This is a genomic window from Thermomicrobiales bacterium, from assembly GCA_041390825.1.
Classification (GTDB): domain Bacteria; phylum Chloroflexota; class Chloroflexia; order Thermomicrobiales; family UBA6265; genus JAMLHN01.
On record JAWKPF010000024.1, the window covers coordinates 53,169 to 70,718 of the forward strand.

Here is a 17,550-nt window from a genome sequence, read left to right on the forward strand (position 1 = left end):
TCAAAACGAAGCACCCAGGTCGATAGTACTGGTTACCAGTAGTCACTGCAACCTCTACGCTTCGGAGGTCAGACACGTTCGAGCATGCGCAGCCAGTTTACCGTGCATGATCTTTTCGATGTCGTCGGCGTAGCCGCGGGCGCGGAGCCGGCCAGGGATAGCTGCTTAAGAAAGACTCATAAATCGTGTCGAGGTCGCGCGGGGTCTGCTCCGTGCCATAACCACCATCAGGTCGGTTCCAATGGCGGCGTGAAGATTCGCATTGCCGGCCAACCTGGCAGATATGGTCGATGTGATCGACGTAGTCTTCCATGCTGCAGATTTCGGGGTGCTTTCGCCCCGAATCCAGTTCGGCACCACCATCCAGGCGTCGAGCGCGCAGCCGATGACCCCGTCGCTCGATGATGTGCTGGAGCATTTGGTCGGTGAGCTGGCGGTCGCCGAACAACGCGCGGCAGTTGGAATGCGATGCCCAGATCGGCCCCGTGAAGATCTCCACCGCCTCCCAGAACGATTGGTCGTTGAGGTGGGTGATATCCAGCAGGTTGGTCTCGTTCATCTCTTCCAGCAGCGCTTTGCCCCGTTCGGTCAACCCGCAGGCTTTCGGTACCGTGCGCGTATGCTCGGACCGTAGTGCGCCAGGCTCAGTGCCCGCAGTCCGTCCTTCCACCAAAGTCCGAGCTGGTCGAGATCGACAATCGGGTCGGCCCCTTCCATCGTCAGGATCATTCCGAGGGCGTGTTTGCTGGATCGGCGTTCCATTCCTTCATGTGCGCGTCGAGCTGAGACCAGTCGGAGATCATGCGAATATCGCCTTGCCGCTCCATCTCCCGATAGAACGCCAGTTCTCCCTGCGCCCGCGCGTACGCAATCTCCTGGGTGCGCACGTCGATCATGTCGTGTCGACCCGATTTCGTGCGCGCGATCATCGTGCAGAAGCAGAGCGCCATCTCGGTGCGCCGCATTTCCGGGAAAGAAAGGGTGTTGTTGCCGCGCCCCTTCTCGGTCATGTGCGCTTCGTCCTCCCGAATCCCGGCCACGCTCTTGCGCAGGTCACGGTCGAGATAGAACGCGTTCATGGCAATGTCGAGATGACTGTCGATGACGATCACGGTCGTGCTCCTGCTGCATGGAAAAACCGGCCCACTGCCTGCGGCACTACCGGGATTCGCGGTCCAGATTACGAGGTGTGAGACCAGGCCGATGCGCCTCCATATCGCCGAATCTCGGTCACTGCTCGGCGTGACCTGTAAGCGTCGTTACCGTGGGTTCATTCCAGGAGATATTGGGATCGATCTCGACCGAGCGCTGGCAATCCGGCAACTGAAACCGCAAGATCGGGCAGACCTCGCCTCCCGTGTAGCAGACGCGGAGCTCGAATGTGTCGTCGCTCGTCCACGCTCCACTTGCGCTTGTGCGTTCCAGGCCGACCCCACCCGATCCGGGGTTCATTGGACTGAGGATTCGGCCCTCCGATTCTCCCGCTAGCCACTCGCCAAGTCCGCTAACGACCCGATGGTCGCCACTGGTGTCGGTAATGGTGATGGTGGTGGCGTCGAAGGAATCGAACTCACAGACGATTCGCTCGATTCCCAAGCTATTCGCCTCGAGCGCATAAGCTCGACCGGATATGGTCTCGATGAGACTGGAGGTCGTAGCGCCCTGCGCAGATGGCAAGGAGAGGGACGCCAGCTTCGTCGCCAACGCCGCTTGTACGTTTGAATCGTGGGGCAGCGCAGCGTCCCCGAATGCAGGCAAAAGGTGCTTCCAGACATGGTCGAGCACGCGCTGCATGTTCTGCACGCCGCTGGTTATCGCCAGCACGGCGTCCTGCTCCGGGAAGATGACGCAGAACTGCCCAAACGCGCCATCGCCGCGATAGACGTCGGCTGGCTGGGAACGCCAAAACTGATACCCGTAACCAACGATCCAATCGGGATTCGTCTGCGTGTTGCTGTTGTCGGAGTGCGCCGCGCTCGCCGCATCGATCCATACCTCGCTCAGAATGCGCTGGCCATTCCATGCGCCACGTTGCAGGTACATCTGTCCGAAACGGGAAATACCGTCGGTCGTGATGTGCAATCCCGATCCGCCCAGGCTGCGTCCGCGCGGATCGGTATCCCAGACCGGATGCTCGATACCCAACGGGTCGAACAACCGTGGGCGGAGGTAGTCGATCAGGGATTCTCCGGTGAGTTGGGTGATGATTGCCGAGAGCATATACGTCGCCGGAGTGTTGTAGACGAACCAGCTTCCTGGTTTGTGCTCCACCGGCAGGGCAAGAAAGGCGCGCGGCCAATCGTCATCCGCGCCGAGCCAAACCGCGGCCAGCGTGTCCTCGTGATGTCCCGTGTTCATGGTGAGGAGATGCTCGACGGTCATCGCCTGCAGATTGCCGCTCGGGTTCGCTGGCGCATCGTCCGGAAAGAACTTCAGCACCGGGTCGTCGACGCGCAGCAACCCCTCTGCCACCGCGATCCCGATAGCCGACGACGTGAAGCTCTTGCTCAACGAATAGAGCATGTGCGGAACTTCGGGGCGATACGGCGTCCACCACCCCTCGGCCACCACCGATCCGTGCCGCAGCAGTATGAAGCTGTGCACCGCGTCCAGCGGATGCGCGTGCTGCTCGAGCGCGTCGACGAAGTCGAGAATGGCGGAAGATGGGATGCCTTCAGCTTCCGGAGTGCTGCGTCGAATAGGAACTACGGACATTGCGAACGTCCTGTGCGCTGAACCGAACTGCCGATTGCCGCGCAGCGTAGCACGCGCCCCCTGTCATTCAGAGGAACGAAGAATCTCCTCGCCGCAGCGAGTGTCGCCCCGAATCCGGGCCCCCAGTTCACCTGCCAGGTGGGATGCTGCTCGCTCTATCCGTCGCAGCACGATTCCAGCGATGTCCAGGTGTCCGGCTCGCGCACTCCGGTCACCACCTGCCGAACCGCTTCGACGACGAGCTCAGGCTGGTCCTGTTGCACATAGTGCCCGCTTGTCTCCCCGACCCAATACCGCGCATCGGTGGTCAGTGTGGCCAGTTGCTCGTTCGCAGCAGTCAGAAAGCCTTCGAGCTCCTCAGCGGAGGTGAATCCCTCCGGCACCGTGTCGATCTCGAAGGGAACCCCGTGCGCCACCACCGCCAGCGGGATATCGCCGAACGGGGCGGTTTCGCGTAACTCCGGGTTCATGCTTCCGTAGGGGATGGTTTCGATATCACCGTAGCCGGGAATGGGGACGATGTCGTCCGTGCCCAGTTCGGCGTTGAATGCCACCAGCGAGGCCCATTGCTCCGGGGTCATGAGCGCTTCGATGAACTCGTTGTAGGCGTCGATGAGCACAAGTCCGGAGACATCCTCCGGATACGCGCTGGTGTACAGTCGTGCAATTGCGCCGCCGAGCGAATGCGCCGCCAGCACGAAGGGCGTCTCGATGCCAGCCGCGTGCACCAGCGCATGCAACTCCTCCACCGCATCGGTGGCGGTGCGCGGTTGAGGAACAGCATCGCTACGGCTGATCAAGTCCTCGTCCCCCACCGAAGTCGCGGTGCCGGGCCGGTCGTACGCGCAGACACGGGTGAACTCCGCCAATGCCGGCAAAACCATGGTGCGGGGATCGGTCAGGTTTCGCTGATCGCGCGACCAGATATCGCTCGTGTCGCGATAGCCGGTCACCAGCACTACCGTCGGGCCGCCACTGCCAGCGCAGGTGAGATAGAGCGACCGTCCTCCGATATCGACCAGACCGGCGAAATCGCCATCGACGTGATCGGCGATGGGCGTTTGGGCGTTGGCAGGCATTGGCGCTCCGACTGAGGCGAACCCGCCGGCCGCGAGGACCGCGCTGCCATAGCCCAGCAACTTCCGGCGAGAGACGGACGAATTCGGAATGGGTTCCAACGGGCTCGTTTGCATGGTGTCCTGTCTTCTCCTCAGCGCGGACGAACACGGGACGGTCTCGAGTGCGATGCAGCAGGCGCTACCGGCCCTCGTTCAGCTTACGCCTCGGAGACCGGGAACGGAACCGCCCAAGTGTTCACGCAGCCCCGCCACTACGACGACAGACGGTGCAACCGTTCAAGCACTGCCATCACCGGGATCCGCGCAGCCGGGGGTCCAGCGCGTCGCGCAAGCTGTCGCCAAGCAGGTTGAAACCGAGCACGCTGAGCATGATGGCCGCGCCGGGGAAGATCAGCAACCAGGGCGCGATCTCGGCAATGCCGGTGCTTTCGCTCAGCATTTGCCCCCAGGACGGTTCCGGCGGGGGCGTGCCCAGACCGAGAAAGCTCAAACCCGCTTCGGTCAGCAACGCCCAGGAAAGGGCCAGACTGATCTGGACGATGATCGGCGCAACCGCGTTCGGCAGGATGTGACGCGTAAGGATGCGCCAGCGTCGCATCCCGATGCTATTGGCCGCCTCCACGAACTCGGTCTGTTTCAACGCCAGCACCGGCGCGCGCGCGACCCGGGAAAAGATGGGGATATAGACCAGCGCGATCGCGAAGATCGTTGTGCGCGTGCCAGCACCGAGCACGGTCACCACCAGCAACGCCAGCAGGATGGCCGGAAACGCGAAAAAGATGTCCATCACCCGCATGGCCACGTTATCGGTGAACCCACCGCTGTAGGCCGAGATCACCCCAATGGCTGTGCCGACCGTGCAGGCCAGCAGTACGCTGAGCGACACCACGATCAGCGAATTGGTGCCGCCCTTGATGATGCGGCTGAAGACGTCGCGCCCGAGGATATCGGTACCCATCAGGTGGTCCCGGCTTGGCCCCTGCAACCGGTCGAGCCGGTTTTGCTCCAGTGGCGGATAGGGGGTCAGCCCGAGCGCGCCCATCAAGGCGACGATGAGATAGAGCGCGACGATCGTGGCGCCCACCGCGCCGCTGGCCGTGCGCAGCATCTGCCGCCACGGGCGCGGCCGCGATCCCAGGCGCTCTTCTTCCGGCGCCAGGCTAACGGTCGCTGCCATAGGAGATGCGCGGATCGATGGCGGCATAGCCGAGATCGACCAGCAGGTTGACGATCACCACCATGCAGGCGATGAACAACGTCGCGCCCTGGATCAACGCGTAGTCGCGCTGGGCGATGGCGTTCAATGTGAGCCGTCCAAGCCCGGGCAACGCGAAGATTTGCTCGATGATGACGGTTCCCCCCAACAGATACCCCAGCTCGATACCGGTCAACGTCACCACCGGGATGAGCGCGTTGCGTAGCGCATGCCGGCGGACCACGATCTGCTCGCGCAGACCCTTGGCACGCGCGGTGCGCACGTAATCCTGATTGAGCACCTCGAGCATGGCCGAACGCGTGGTGCGCATGACCGAGGCGGAGAACGCCAACCCCAAGGTCAGCGCTGGCAGCATCATCTGTTCCAGGTTCTTGAACGGAGCCGTCGTAATTTGCACGTAGTTGCCGGCGTTGGGGAGATAGCCGAAGTAGACCGACAGAACATAGATCAGCACCGTTGCCACCAGAAAATTCGGCGCGGCCAACCCGATCAGCGCGAAGAGCCGCCCGAAGAAATCGGCCGGTGTGTTGCGGTAGACCGCGGCAATCACGCCCAGCGGAATGCCGACCAGGATCGCGATGAGCAGCGAAAGGAACGCGAGCTCCAGGGTGACGGGAAGACGGTCGAGAATGAGGCTCAACACCGGCTGGCCAAGCCGGACCGAATACCCCAGATCGCCGCGCAGCACGCTACTGATCCAGGAGAAGTACTGCTGCACGGGTGACTTGTCGAGCCCGAAATACGCTTCCAGCGAGGCGCGCTGCGCTTCGGTCAGCAATCCCGCTTCGGTGCCCAGCATGGCGGTAATGGCATCGCCGGGCACCGCCCGAATGGCGACGAAGACGATGATGGTGACGCCAAGAAGGGTGGGGATCGCCAGCAACAACCGCTGGAAGAGGTAGTTCAGCACAGGAGCGTCCAAAAAATGCCGGGACGGAGCCAGACTCCGTCCCGGCACAACCGAGTGTGATTAGCGGTCGAGTGACACCTGCCCGAGGCTGTAGAGCGAGCCGGTCGGGTTGGGAACGAAGCCCACCACATACGGCTGCTGTCCGGTGTACAGGTACCCGGTGTAGAGCCAGATCCAGGGAGACACTTCGGCGAGATGCGTCTGGAACTGGTTGAAGATCTCCTTGCGGGCCTCGGGATCGAGCTCGACCTGCCCCTGCTTCATCAACTGGTCGAGTGTGTCGTCGATATACCCGGCGACGTTGGCGAACTGCGCGCCATCCTGGAAATACCGCGCGTACATGGTGTACGGGTCGGGGCGGCCGCCGTTGAGCGCGATGGCCGCATCGAAATCACCCGCCAACCAGCGGTCGACGTAGACGCTCAACTCGAGCGGTTCGATGGTGACGTCGATGTTGATGTCGGCCAGCTGCGACTGGATGCTCTCGGCTTCCGTAATCGCAGTCGGCGGTTCGGCGGACGCGGCAATGATGGTCAGCGGGAAGCCATCGGCATAGCCGGCCTGCTCCATCAGCGCCTTGGCCTTTTCCAGATCCTTGGTGTAACAGAAGAGCTGATCGGTCGGCAGCGCGTAGCTCGGCATGGTGAGCGGACCGGTGACGGTGCCCTCACCGAGCGCGGCCGCATCGACCACTTCCTGCCGGTCGATTGCGCAGGAGATCGCCTGGCGCACCTCGAGAATGCTCAGCGGATGGACCTCGGCGCTCGGGGAAGCCACCGGGGTGCCCGGTCCGGGAATGTCGAACGCCCGCAGCTGCAGCACGTGATAGGCGATGTCCGGCGCGCGGTTGATGACGACCTCGGATCCCTCGGTTGGGAGGGTCGCGATCAGCGGGTCGTTGAACATGGCGAAATCGATCTCACCGGCTCGCAGCGCGGCCATGATGGTCGATTCGTCCGGGATGATCCGCATCTCGATCCCGTCGATCTTGGGAGCGCCGGCCCACCAATCGGCATTGGCCGAAAGATTGGTCGTCTGGTCCGGGGTCCAATTGTCGAGTTTGAACGGTCCGGTGCCGATGGCGTCGGTGGTCGGATCGCCACTCGCGATGACATCCGACGAGAGGATGGCCGCATTGGTGGAGGCCAGCGCGGTGAGCAGCGGCACATCCGGGATAGACAGGTTGAGCACCACCGTGTGGTCATCGGGCGCCTCCATCGACTCGATGCTGAGCAGATTGGTGCGCGTTGCGGAACCGGTCGCCTCGTCCAGGATCCGCTCGTACGATGCGATCACATCGGCCGAGGTGAAATCCGATCCGTCGTGGAACGTGACACCCTCACGCAGATGGAAGGTGAGTTGGGAACCGTCCTCGGAGAACTCCCAGCTCTCCGCCAGCACCGGAACCAGCTCCAGGTTCGCATCGACCGTCAACAACGGTTCGTAGATCAGTTCGAGCAGGCGCAGCGAGGCGAAAGCTGTCTGGGTATGCGGGTCGAGCCCGGTCGCGTCTGCCGCGCGCGCCATGACCAGCGTGTTGTCCTGGGCTGCCGTTGGGGCAAGCTGTAGCCCGCTCACCATGAGCAACCCAGCGATGAAGAACACCGCTATGCGGGAAATTCGTCTCATTCGTCCGTCCTCCTGCTCGTTTTCGACAACGACACGTTCGGCCATATGCGGGCTCAACCCCGAGCCGTTTACTTGTGGAATGGTTGCGATTATGACAGACCTTGGAGTTGCTTTCGAAGAAGCAGCTCGGCGACGCCAGGAAGCACCAGTTCAGACACGCGGCCGATCTCCGCGTAGCCATGCCGTTGGTAGAAGCGCTGCGCATCGAGATTGAAGTCTGACACCAGCAAGAAGAGCTCTCGCTGCTGCCGGGCGAGCAACGCCGATTCCAACCTGTCCAGCAACCGGCTGCCAACGCCCTGACCGGCGCAAGCAGGATCGACCGCGAAGCGTTTCAGATAGGGGAACGCTCCGAACATGCCAGTCGGCAGGCACCAGGCAAACCCGCAGGCGGGAACCTCGCCGTCCGCGACCAGCATCAGATCGGCCCGTTCCAGACCGCGCTCGAAATCAGCAGCAATCGTTGCGGGAGACAATCGATACCGCTGCCAGAGATCGTCCGCGGCCATCCATTCGGCAATGCGCGGGATATCGCTCTGCTCCATCGCGCGGATCGCCGGTTCGTCTACCGATCGCACCAGGTGCTCCGGATCAGCGACACGAAGTTGTCGCCAGGGGTGATTTGCCCGAGCACCACCGGGTGCCGCGCGCCGGTGATCGCCGGATGCACCCCCGGGCGGGCATGCCACGTTTCATAGCCAACCACCGCGCAGAGCAGCGCTTCCTTGTAGTCGCTGTTCTCGCCGATGTCCTCCTGCGTCAGCACCTTGGCCGGGGCCAGCAGTTCCTGCAGGGTCTCGACCAATACCGGATTGTGCCGCCCGCCTCCCCCGAGAATGACCTCGTCGATCTGGAACGGCGCAAAGCGCTGGTATGCATCCGCGACGCTGTATGCCGTCAGCGCAGTCATGGTCGCCACGATGTCCGCCAGCGAGCGCCCGCGCGCGGTTCCCACTGACAGCAATTCCGCGGCCATGGCCGAGCCAAAGAGCTCTCGTCCGGTGGTCTTGGGTGGCTGGCGCTGGTAATAGGGATGCGCCAGCAGCTCCTGCAGCCACTCGCGGTCGACCGTGCCTTGCCGGGCCAGCGCGCCATCCACATCGAAGGTCTGGCGTCCATCGGTCGACAGGCGTAGCACATCGTCGATCAGCGCGTTGCTCGGTCCGGTATCGAAGGCCATCGGTCGAGTGGTCGTGTCGGAAAGCGGCGGCAGGAAGGAAACATTGCCGATCCCGCCCAGGTTCTGCACTGCCCGACCCTTGCTCGGGTGACGCAGCAGCAGCCAATCGACGTAGCCGGCCAGCGGCGCTCCCTGGCCCCCGGCGCTGATATCGCGATTGCGCAGGTCGTTGATTGTGGTGATTCCGGTGCGTTCGGCCAGCACGGCGCCTTCGCCGAGCTGAATGGTGGAATGGACGCTGCCATCCGGCAGCACGTCATGCCACACGGTTTGCCCGTGCGAGACGAGCAGGTCGATATCTCCCGGCGCGAGCCCGGCTGTTTCGATGATGCGCAACGCCGCCTCGGCAAAGGCTTCGCCGATCTCCGCGTTCAGCCGGCAAAGCTCATCCGTGCTGCTACGGGCAGGTTCGTAACTGGTCAGGACGCGCGTCCGCACGTCGGCGGGGTAGGGAAACGTCTCCCCCGCCACGATGCGCGCGCGCAGACTGGGCGGCGCGCCTTCGATCTCGCACAGCGCGGTGTCGATCCCATCCGCCGACGTTCCCGAAATCAGCCCGATAACCCGCATGCGCTTGTCTCCCTCTTGACGACTCCAACGATGTTACGAACGATCCAGTTCGGCAATCCGCGCGCGCACCAGATCGGCCAGCAATTCACGATCGACCTCCCAATCGACCGGCACCTGGAAGATCGATTGCAGCACGACATACTCCGGTTCGAGGCGCGTCCGAAACTCCGAAATCACGCGCTGGCTCCATGGATTCAGCGAGAGATGGTTCTTCGCAGCGCTGATACCGAACAGATAGTCCTTGCCGAGTTTGACATGCGGCACGTTCCAGGCAATGACCGATTCCGTTTCCGGAAATTCCGTAAGGATCGTGTCGACCACCGTCCCGACTGTCTCGGCTTTCACGGCGTCCAGTGACGCCAGGTAATCATCGATGGCCGCAATCCGCTTCGCGCTCAATTGCGTCTCCTCTCTTCACACGATCGTCACAGGACCCAGGACCCAGGACCCGGGAAACCCAATTTCACGATTCCGTACTGAGCACCCATACGCCCTCTACGAGCACCGCCTCGTCGTTTCCGGGCCATGGCGGCGTGGTGCACATGATGAAGCGCAACGGTTCCTCCCCAAGCGTGCGGAACTGGAACTCCGCCCCGACCGGAATCGTTGCCACGACCCCGGCGCGCAGGTGCACGACTTCTTCTTGCTGCGCTGTTCGCCGCCAGAGCTCGCCTTCACCACCGAGGATGTACCAGATCTCATGCACGGTCCGGTGCTTGATCGCCAGCGACATTCCGCCCACCGGCAACGTGCCGTGCGCCATGCTGGCATGCTCGTTGCGCAGCAATACGCGAATCTCCGATGTGTCCGGGGCCAGCACGGTGACCTCGGCCGGGAGATGCACGGTTTCGAAGACCAGTTGCTCGCGCTTCGCCATGGCGCTCGATCCTCACTCGGTACACTAGGGGTATGTTCGACGGTAGTATCGGTCCAGATTCGCTGCGTGTCTTGCGGTCCACCCGTCCGCTGATCGAGCATTCCCGCTCGGTCTCCATCGACCAGAACGCTGTCGAAGCCGCCGCCGATCTGCTGGCCAATGCCAGGCTCGCCCCGCCGGAATGGGAAACGGGCATCCATTTCCGCGACGACACCTGGCGTACGGCTGCCTGGGTGCTGGTGCTCGATGCGCTCAACTTCTGCTTCTGGAGCTGGGCGGGAGACCTCGACGAGCGCTGGACGGTCGACTACGAGGGAACGCGTTACGACGGCTACTGGGCGCTGGTCGCCGCCCTGCGCAAGGCGATCGACCGCGGCCAACCGCTCTGGGATGCCGGTTATCTGCTGACCGCTCCGGATGCGGAACTGATCGCCATCTTTGCTCCTGCCGAACCCGATGGCGTGCCCATTCCGCAACTGGAACGCCGCGTCGCGCATCTGCGCGAAGCGGGTACGGGACTACGCGCCACCCCCATCGAGAAGCTGATCGCGGACGCCAACGGTTCCGCCGTCGCTCTGGCGGAATCCGTCCGCCGCCGCTTTCCTTCCTTCGACGATGTGGTCTGGGTCGACGGTCGTGAGATCCGCTTCCTCAAGCGCGCCCAGATCCTGATTGCCGATCTGCATGGCGCCTTTGGGGGCCAGGGACTCGGCGCGTTCCACGATCTGCACGAGCTGACCGCCTTTGCCGACTACAAGGTCCCGCAGGTGCTGCGCCGTTTCGACGTTCTGCGCTACACCCCGGAATTGGAAGCCGCGCTTCACGCCCGCCAGCTCATTCCCGCCAACAGCCCGTGGGAGCTGGAAATCCGCGCCGCCACCATCTGGGCGTGCGAGCTCATCCGCCAGGCGCTGGAACGCCGCGGCACGCCCCTCATGGCCATGGAGATCGACTGGGCCCTCTGGCTCACCGGCCAGGATCTCCCCGCCGGCACGGAGCCGTATCACCGCACCCCGACCATCTTCTATTAAGGGAATCTCGCGCGTATTCGGCAGAATCGCGCTGATTCTCCTTTCGGATGATGACAGTGGGCAGCGCGTCCCGCATCCTGTCAGCAGGAGACCCGGTCGGGATCGTCAGGGTTTTGGCGGTACGCACTGGGCGATGTCAGGAGTCAGCGGCGCGAAGCAGGGTGAGATTCAGGCCATCGAATTGCGAGAACGCCTTGTCGATCGTGACGAACCGATAGCCGCCAGCCAGCGCAAACGCGGCCAGATATGCGTCCATCCAGAGCTTTGGGGAGGGCGAATCTCGCAACGTGAATTGCTTCCAGCGATCTTCCAGCCCCGCGGGCTCCTGGTGGAGGAAAGCGATCCGGTCGTCGGCGAGGAGCGACTGGTAGTAGGACCAGGCTTGCTCGTTGCTCAGGGGCTGAACACCATACGCGCCCACGACGGAGCCATTGGTGAGAAGCCGGAGAAATGTCTGCTGTGTTACACGGCAAAAGTACACCGATGCGGCATCGGCAACGGTCTCGAGCCAGTCTCGAACGATGGTGTGGTGCGCGTGTGCAGGGATGACCAGTGCCAACCAGACGTTGCTATCGCAAAGAATCACGATATGCGTCTATCTCTTCGGCCAGCAAGATCTCCGCGACCCGCTCTGGCGTTATCTCTTCGCCCGGTTTTGCCGGCCGGGTTCCCTCTATCAAGGGCAGTTTCACACGGTGCTGGCTTGGCGCTCGTTCGATGGGCTCTGCCGTCAAGCCTCGCCGCAGGTACTCGGCGATGAGATCGGTCATCGTGCGGTTCTCTTCGACAGCGCGAAGCTTCACCGCTTTCATCAATTCGTCTGGGAGATCGAGTGTTGTTTTCATGCACCCAGATTACCAGAAATCTGGGATTCTGCTAGGCTGGAACTGTTGTCGCCGAATCGATCCGTTCGGACCGATCGCGGAAGAAATCAGATAGGGAAGGGGTTCGCGCATGGGTGAGGTTATTGGGCAATTGCTTCCCACCGCGGTCGGTGTGATGCTCAGTCCGCTGCCGATCGTCGGCGTCATCCTGATGCTCTTGTCCAGGAAGGCCAAGGTCAACGGGCCTGCGTTCCTGATCGGCTGGCTGGTGGGGCTCGCCATCGTGGTTGGCGGTATCGTCGCTTTTGTCGATCCCGACAAACTCAACAAGAGTGACGGCGATCCCAGCACGCTTTCTGGCGTTCTGCATCTTGCGTTGGGTGTGCTTTTGCTCCTGCTGGCCGTCAAGCAGTTCAAAGGCCGGCCGGCCAAGGGCGAAGACCCCGAAATGCCGAAATGGATGGCCAAGATGCAGGACGCGTCGCCCATCTTCGCCTTCGGCATGGGCGCGTTTCTCTCGGGTCTCAACCCCAAGAACCTCATCTTCGATATCGCCGCGGCCGCGTCGATTGTGGCAGCAAATCTCGGCTCGACCGAGCAGATCGTCGCCGTGGTGGTCTTCATGATCCTGGCCTCGCTCACTGTCGGCATCCCGGTCCTTTGGTTCCTGGTCGCCGGGGAGAGCGCCAAGGCCAAGCTGGACACCCTGCGCGGATACCTCGTCGAATACAACTGGGTCATCATGTGCGTTCTCTTCCTCATCCTCGGCGTCAAGATCATCGGCGAGTCCTTGCCGGCGTTCTTCGACTGACCGTTGACTTCGCAATGTACCTGCTATCGATCGCGCGATATTTGTCAGAAAGGTGAATCACCATGAGCGTTACCAAAGTCAATGCCGACAATTTCCCCCGGGTGGAATCCGACCACATGTTCGCCGCGATCCTAAAGGACAACGGCGGCGAAATCGGGAAGTGGATGCACAACCGCGAGCCAACCCCGCTCGACCACCAGCCAGTCATCCGTCAAAACCGCGACACGCTCTACAGCGCCCTGATCGCCGATATCAGCAAGGGCGGCACGCTGACCATCCCGGATGGCGGCGACCGCTACCTCTCGGTGATGGTGGTCAATCAAGACCACTTCATCAATCAGGTGTTTCACGATGCCGGAACGTATGAGTTGACCGTCGACGACTTCGATACGCCCTATGTGTTGCTCGCCGCACGCATCCTGGTCGACCCGGCCAACCCGGATGATGTTGTGGAAGTCAACGCCTTGCAGGACAAGTTGGTTTTCGAAGCCAAATCGAACGAGCCATTCACCAGCCCGGAGTACGACGGCGAATCCTATAGTCGGACTCGCGCGGCGCTTCTGGAACTAGCCCGGGATCTCGACGGTTTCAATAGAGCGTTTGGCCGGAAAGAAGATGTCGATCCCGTCCGGTATCTCATCGGCAGCGCGGCAGGCTGGGGTGGATTGCCGGACACCGAAGCGCAATACCTCAATGTCGATCCCGGCTTGCCGCTCGGCGAATACAAGATCGACGTGGGTAACGTTCCGGTCGATGCGTTCTGGTCGATTTCCCTCTACAACAAAGACGGCTATTTCGAGCCGAACAAGCGTAACCTCAACAGCGTCAACAGCATCACCGCCGTGAAGAACCAGGACGGCACGATCACCGTCAACTTCGGCGTGAGCGATGATGACAAACCAAACTACTTCCCCATCATGGAGGGGTGGAACTACATGGTGCGGCTCTATCGACCGCATCAGGAAATCATCGACGGCTCCTGGAACTTCCCAGCGATCCAGCCTGCATAGGCCCGAGTTCAACGCACCCGTCCCGGAAAGGAAGTCACATGGTCTCCTCGGACAAGAGCAACTCGGATCCTGACGCAATTCTCCGCCGCGCCGTCGAGCGAAGAGCGCCCGAAGCCGCATCTTGGGGAATTGCGGCAGTCAACTGGGAGCCCACCGATTCCGAGAGTGCGTTCGAAGTGCTCTTCCGGTTCTACGGCCCAACCGAAGCGCTGTTCGAGAAGAAATGGTCCATGGCCGATCCACAGATTTCCCAGTGAGAGATCGAACAAGGTTGGCGAGAAGACACGATGCCAAGCACGGAGTGGCCGCGGACGTTGACCACAGTTGACGAATTGCGTACAGGATCCGGTTTGCTCCGGGGCAATCCGGATCCGTTCACCCGTGCAGACCCCGTAGAACCGTTCTATTCACACTGATAGTTCACGCACCGTCCGCTCGGACAATCCGAGTCATGGCAGCAATCGTCCGCTGGAATACAGAAGCAGACCCGGCCATCAGGCTCGCAACAGCGCATATCCTCGGGGCAACATGCGAACCCGCGACAAAGCCGATGTGCGGGGCGCATATCGCAGCTGTGCTGGTTCAGGATGGAAGATTGTTGTCGACTCAGCTCGCACAACCGACGGGAACCCAGAGCGTCCCGTTTTGTCAATCAGAACAGGCATGCCAATCTGCCGGGACGTGGCGTATCGGCGGAGAGGGATCCTCGCCCCGCGCGCCCTCATCCGGAAGAAGAGGTTCGCTCGTCGAGAACATGAAGATGTAACCCCGCAGCTGCCCAGGGTGCTGCCATGCCCAAAAACCCACCCTTCCGTAGCGAAGGGCCTCTGTGCCCTTTCGACGTCGCCCCCGGAGCTCCCCGCCTACTTGTGCCCCCATGCCTCAACGGGGGGGAAACGCTCCCAAACTTTCGCTTACCCCAAACCGACCATGCTCATATCCCCTGCGAAGCCGTATGCTTGCGCAGCTTCTACTGTCTGTCTGAAAGGACGCATGCTCGTGGGTCGACCGCTCGCAATCTGGGTTCTGGCATTGGTCGCCGTGATTGCGGGGCTCGTCACCCTCGTCATCACCCTCCAGTTTCTCGAGATCATTCCCTGGGTCGGCGACGAAGCCGAGTTCTGGGGCGGCAAGTGGGCCGGCGTCTTCCTCTATGGATTGGAAACCTTCCTCTTCTTCGCGGTCGCGTTTGGCTGGCTCACCCTCAAGCCCTGGGCGCCGATGATCACGCTGCTCTTTGCGCTCTTCGGCTTCTTCGTTCCGTTCATGAGCTATCTGGCCGGGACGGAGCTCCTGTCGAGCGCGATGGGACCGATGATCTTCAGCGCGGTCATCATCCTGCTCGCCTTTCGGGGCCCGGCTCGCATGGCGCTGGCCGAAGCCGCCGCGCAACGCAGTGCTCCGAAACCCGCGGCCGCGCCCGCCAAAGCTGCCCCCGCCAAGGCTCCGTCCTCCGGGCTTCCGCCCGGCCAACCCCGCCCCAAAGGCTTCCGCTCCGACGACGTGTAACGCAGTCCAGTGCCCAGAGTCCAGGGTCCAGTGAACGTGGGCTGACCCCACTGCCATTGCATCGAAACCCACTGGACTCTGGGCACTGGACACTGAACTTCCGCTGGCTGGCGTATGATTTGCGCCAACTCCCGGCGCATTCGATCAGAACCGCCGGGCAAGTGAGGTATTCACGCAGAGCTGGGCGAAGAATCCCACTATTCCCCATGAGTGGAATGATGGGAAAGAGTAGCGGGCTCGATCGGTATTCGCGCTCAACCACATGAAAGGTCGAGAGGTGCTCGGACGACCAGCTCCCCTCTGGATACTTGCCGTCCTCGGAACGATTGGCGGCTTGCTCTGCACCATTGTGCTCATGCAATTCGCCGAAGTTCTTCCCTGGGCGGGAGACGAAGCCAGCTACATCGGCGGACGTTGGACCGGTGTGCTGGCCTACGCGCTGGCGGGCGCATTCTATTTTGCCGCCGCCTACGCCTGGCTGACGGTCAAGCCCTGGGCCCACATGGTCACCATCCTGGCCGCCCTGCTTGGGTTCTTCGTGCCGTTTATTAGCCATATGGACGGGACCGATCCTCGCTCGAGCGCCGTCGCGCCGTTGGTGATCGGTGTGCTGATGCTCTTCATGGTCTTCCGGCCGTCCACAAACCGGGCCATGGCCGCGGCGCTCTCGGGGCAAGGCGCGGTCAAGACCGCCAAGACCCCACCGCCGCCGAAGCCGATGTCGGCCGCGCGCAAACGCGAAGTGGCGGAAGAGCAACGGAGAGCTGCCGCGAATGCGGCCGCTTCCCCATCGGCTGCGCCGGCCGTTTCCGTTGCCACATCAGCGGCTGCCGCCTCCACGAGCGTGGCGCAGGTCGCGTCGGCCTTGCCAAAGCCCGCGTCCGGCACGATTCCGAAACCCGCGGCGGCGGCGCCGGTGCGTCCCGCCTTCGCTGGCATGGCCAAATCGGCCGCGAGCATGCTCGGGAAAACGTCGTCCGCGCCGGCCAAACCTGCTGCCCCGGCAAACGCGCCGCAGCCGTCCAGCGCTCCGGCGAATCAACAGCGGCCGCGGGGTTTCCGTGCGGACGAAGTCTGATCGCTATGCGGGCGCCACAGTGACGATCAGCAACGTGGCAGGAGCGGCGCCGGCGACCCGATAGGCTGTTGCCGCGCCATTGCTGGCGCTGATTCCCTGACCTGCCTGCACGCTGGTGCGTTCAGGGGCGAACGATGCGACGCCCTCGCTGATCCGGACGCAATCCTCTTTGCACATCCCAGGATCGGCCTCCAACGTGCCCTGCCCGACGACGATGAGCTCTGCCCCAGTGACCTCGTGGTCGGGGATGATGCTCCCTGGCGAGAGCGTCACCCGGCCGACGTCGATCCGCCAGTCTCCCATGTGGTTGGGGGGCTGGGTTGCGAGGGAAAGGGTTTCGAGCTGGACGCCAGGGTCGTTCTTGCTCGTCCCGTGCGCGCTGAGCGCGGAAAGGTCGGAGGAGAGCACGCGTCCCGCGATTCTGATGAGGAGCGCGCGCGCCACCGTGGACCCCTTGTTGCTGATACGGTGGCCGCTCTTGCCGGCGAGCATTTGGGGCGAGCCGGGCAGGACGATACTGGACACACGATCCGCCACGTCGTCTAGGTCCTCGGCGAACTCGGGGACGTTCAAATCCGCTCTTGGCGTGACTTCGGCGATTGACAGCGTGCCAGATTCGACCAACAGGATGTGCGCTGTCCCGAACTGGAGCGTCAGGCTACTGCCACTGAGCATGGTCAATCGTTCGATCGCCGGCAGCATCTGACTGGCAGCTGGCGGGTCCCATGCCAGCGAGAAACGCATCGCCAGCGCGGCCGGCGCCCGGAACGTGCTCCAGCGTTCGGCGACCCGGCCATCGGTGATGCGCAAGGTGTCACAGAAGACCGAAGCCTTGGGCTGTGCGACCGGCAGCCCAAGGACCGAGGACTCCATACCTGCCGGAATCGACACCGTGAACACGACCAGATTGCCATTGGAAGAGATCGATTTCGCAGTCCATTCAGCTTGGGGAGCCGAGGCGCGCAGCGGCTCGAACTGGACCAGAAACTCTTCGACCCCGTTTGTTGCCGGGTGCCCGTCGGTATGGTCGACGAGATCTGGATGCACGACCGCTCGGAGTTCGGCGGTTTGTCCTGTTGCGAGGTAGACCGCCAGCGCATCGTAGAACGCC

20 protein-coding genes are annotated in these 17,550 nt (G+C 62.6%); 6 read left to right on the forward strand and 14 right to left on the reverse strand.

The window, feature by feature from the left end; genetic code table 11:
* Positions 1–97: 97 nt before the first annotated feature.
* The 11 genes from R2855_13625 to R2855_13675 form a co-directional block, all read right to left on the reverse strand.
* Positions 98–592, reverse strand: a complete 495-nt coding sequence (locus R2855_13625; protein ID MEZ4532042.1) for a membrane dipeptidase — start codon at positions 590–592, stop codon at positions 98–100.
* 133 nt (positions 593–725) lie between these two features.
* Positions 726–1,112 carry a hypothetical protein gene (locus tag R2855_13630; protein MEZ4532043.1) on the reverse strand — a complete coding sequence of 129 codons (387 nt, stop codon included), beginning with the start codon at positions 1,110–1,112 and terminating at the stop codon, positions 726–728.
* 118 nt (positions 1,113–1,230) lie between these two features.
* Positions 1,231–2,715 carry a serine hydrolase gene (locus R2855_13635; protein ID MEZ4532044.1) on the reverse strand — a complete coding sequence of 495 codons (1,485 nt, stop codon included), beginning with the start codon at positions 2,713–2,715 and terminating at the stop codon, positions 1,231–1,233.
* Between the two features lie 155 nt (positions 2,716–2,870).
* Positions 2,871–3,893, reverse strand: coding sequence for an alpha/beta hydrolase (locus R2855_13640; protein MEZ4532045.1), 1,023 nt, complete (start codon positions 3,891–3,893; stop codon positions 2,871–2,873).
* Positions 3,894–4,083: 190 nt separating this feature from the next.
* Positions 4,084–4,971 (reverse strand): ABC transporter permease, encoded by an 888-nt coding sequence (locus R2855_13645; GenBank protein MEZ4532046.1) that lies wholly within the window; start codon positions 4,969–4,971, stop codon positions 4,084–4,086.
* Positions 4,955–5,920, reverse strand: coding sequence for an ABC transporter permease (locus R2855_13650; GenBank protein MEZ4532047.1), 966 nt, complete (start codon positions 5,918–5,920; stop codon positions 4,955–4,957). The genes R2855_13645 and R2855_13650 overlap by 17 nt, the downstream gene beginning before the upstream one ends.
* A gap of 60 nt (positions 5,921–5,980) precedes the next feature.
* Entirely contained in the window at positions 5,981–7,549 is a 1,569-nt protein-coding gene (locus tag R2855_13655; GenBank protein ID MEZ4532048.1) for an ABC transporter substrate-binding protein, read from the reverse strand.
* Positions 7,550–7,638: 89 nt separating this feature from the next.
* Complete coding sequence (locus R2855_13660) at positions 7,639–8,127, reverse strand: GNAT family N-acetyltransferase (GenBank protein ID MEZ4532049.1); 489 nt, start codon at positions 8,125–8,127, stop codon at positions 7,639–7,641.
* Positions 8,115–9,299, reverse strand: a complete 1,185-nt coding sequence (locus R2855_13665) for an anhydro-N-acetylmuramic acid kinase (GenBank protein MEZ4532050.1) — start codon at positions 9,297–9,299, stop codon at positions 8,115–8,117. Before R2855_13665 ends, R2855_13660 begins: the two co-directional genes overlap by 13 nt.
* 33 nt (positions 9,300–9,332) lie before the next feature.
* The gene (locus tag R2855_13670; GenBank protein MEZ4532051.1) at positions 9,333–9,698 is read right to left on the reverse strand and encodes a DUF1801 domain-containing protein; all 366 of its coding nucleotides are present in this window, start codon (positions 9,696–9,698) and stop codon (positions 9,333–9,335) included.
* Between the two features lie 64 nt (positions 9,699–9,762).
* Positions 9,763–10,176, reverse strand: a complete 414-nt coding sequence (locus R2855_13675) for a cupin domain-containing protein (protein MEZ4532052.1) — start codon at positions 10,174–10,176, stop codon at positions 9,763–9,765.
* Between the two features lie 32 nt (positions 10,177–10,208).
* Here R2855_13675 and R2855_13680 point away from each other — a divergent pair, with 32 nt between their 5' ends.
* Positions 10,209–11,207 (forward strand): queuosine salvage family protein, encoded by a 999-nt coding sequence (locus tag R2855_13680; GenBank protein ID MEZ4532053.1) that lies wholly within the window; start codon positions 10,209–10,211, stop codon positions 11,205–11,207.
* Between the two features lie 136 nt (positions 11,208–11,343).
* On the opposite strand, the gene R2855_13685 is transcribed toward R2855_13680, so the two are convergent.
* Both R2855_13685 and R2855_13690 read right to left on the reverse strand, forming a co-directional pair.
* Entirely contained in the window at positions 11,344–11,766 is a 423-nt protein-coding gene (locus tag R2855_13685; protein MEZ4532054.1) for a TA system VapC family ribonuclease toxin, read from the reverse strand.
* Between the two features lie 10 nt (positions 11,767–11,776).
* Complete coding sequence (locus tag R2855_13690; protein MEZ4532055.1) at positions 11,777–12,052, reverse strand: hypothetical protein; 276 nt, start codon at positions 12,050–12,052, stop codon at positions 11,777–11,779.
* A 109-nt stretch (positions 12,053–12,161) separates the two neighbouring features.
* On the opposite strand from R2855_13690, the gene R2855_13695 reads away from it, so the two are divergent.
* The 5 genes from R2855_13695 (at position 12,162) to R2855_13715 (ending at position 16,439) form a co-directional block, all read left to right on the forward strand.
* Entirely contained in the window at positions 12,162–12,842 is a 681-nt protein-coding gene (locus tag R2855_13695) for a GAP family protein (protein MEZ4532056.1), read from the forward strand.
* A gap of 62 nt (positions 12,843–12,904) precedes the next feature.
* Positions 12,905–13,852, forward strand: a complete 948-nt coding sequence (locus R2855_13700) for a DUF1214 domain-containing protein (protein MEZ4532057.1) — start codon at positions 12,905–12,907, stop codon at positions 13,850–13,852.
* Between the two features lie 38 nt (positions 13,853–13,890).
* A complete protein-coding gene (locus R2855_13705; GenBank protein MEZ4532058.1) occupies positions 13,891–14,109 on the forward strand; it encodes a hypothetical protein in 219 nt (72 codons plus the stop codon).
* A gap of 742 nt (positions 14,110–14,851) precedes the next feature.
* Positions 14,852–15,361 (forward strand): hypothetical protein, encoded by a 510-nt coding sequence (locus R2855_13710; GenBank protein MEZ4532059.1) that lies wholly within the window; start codon positions 14,852–14,854, stop codon positions 15,359–15,361.
* A gap of 277 nt (positions 15,362–15,638) precedes the next feature.
* The gene (locus R2855_13715) at positions 15,639–16,439 is read left to right on the forward strand and encodes a hypothetical protein (GenBank protein MEZ4532060.1); all 801 of its coding nucleotides are present in this window, start codon (positions 15,639–15,641) and stop codon (positions 16,437–16,439) included.
* Between the two features lie 3 nt (positions 16,440–16,442).
* On the opposite strand, the gene R2855_13720 is transcribed toward R2855_13715, so the two are convergent.
* The coding region (locus R2855_13720; protein MEZ4532061.1) for a nuclear transport factor 2 family protein at positions 16,443–17,550 on the reverse strand (1,108 nt) is incomplete at its 5' end.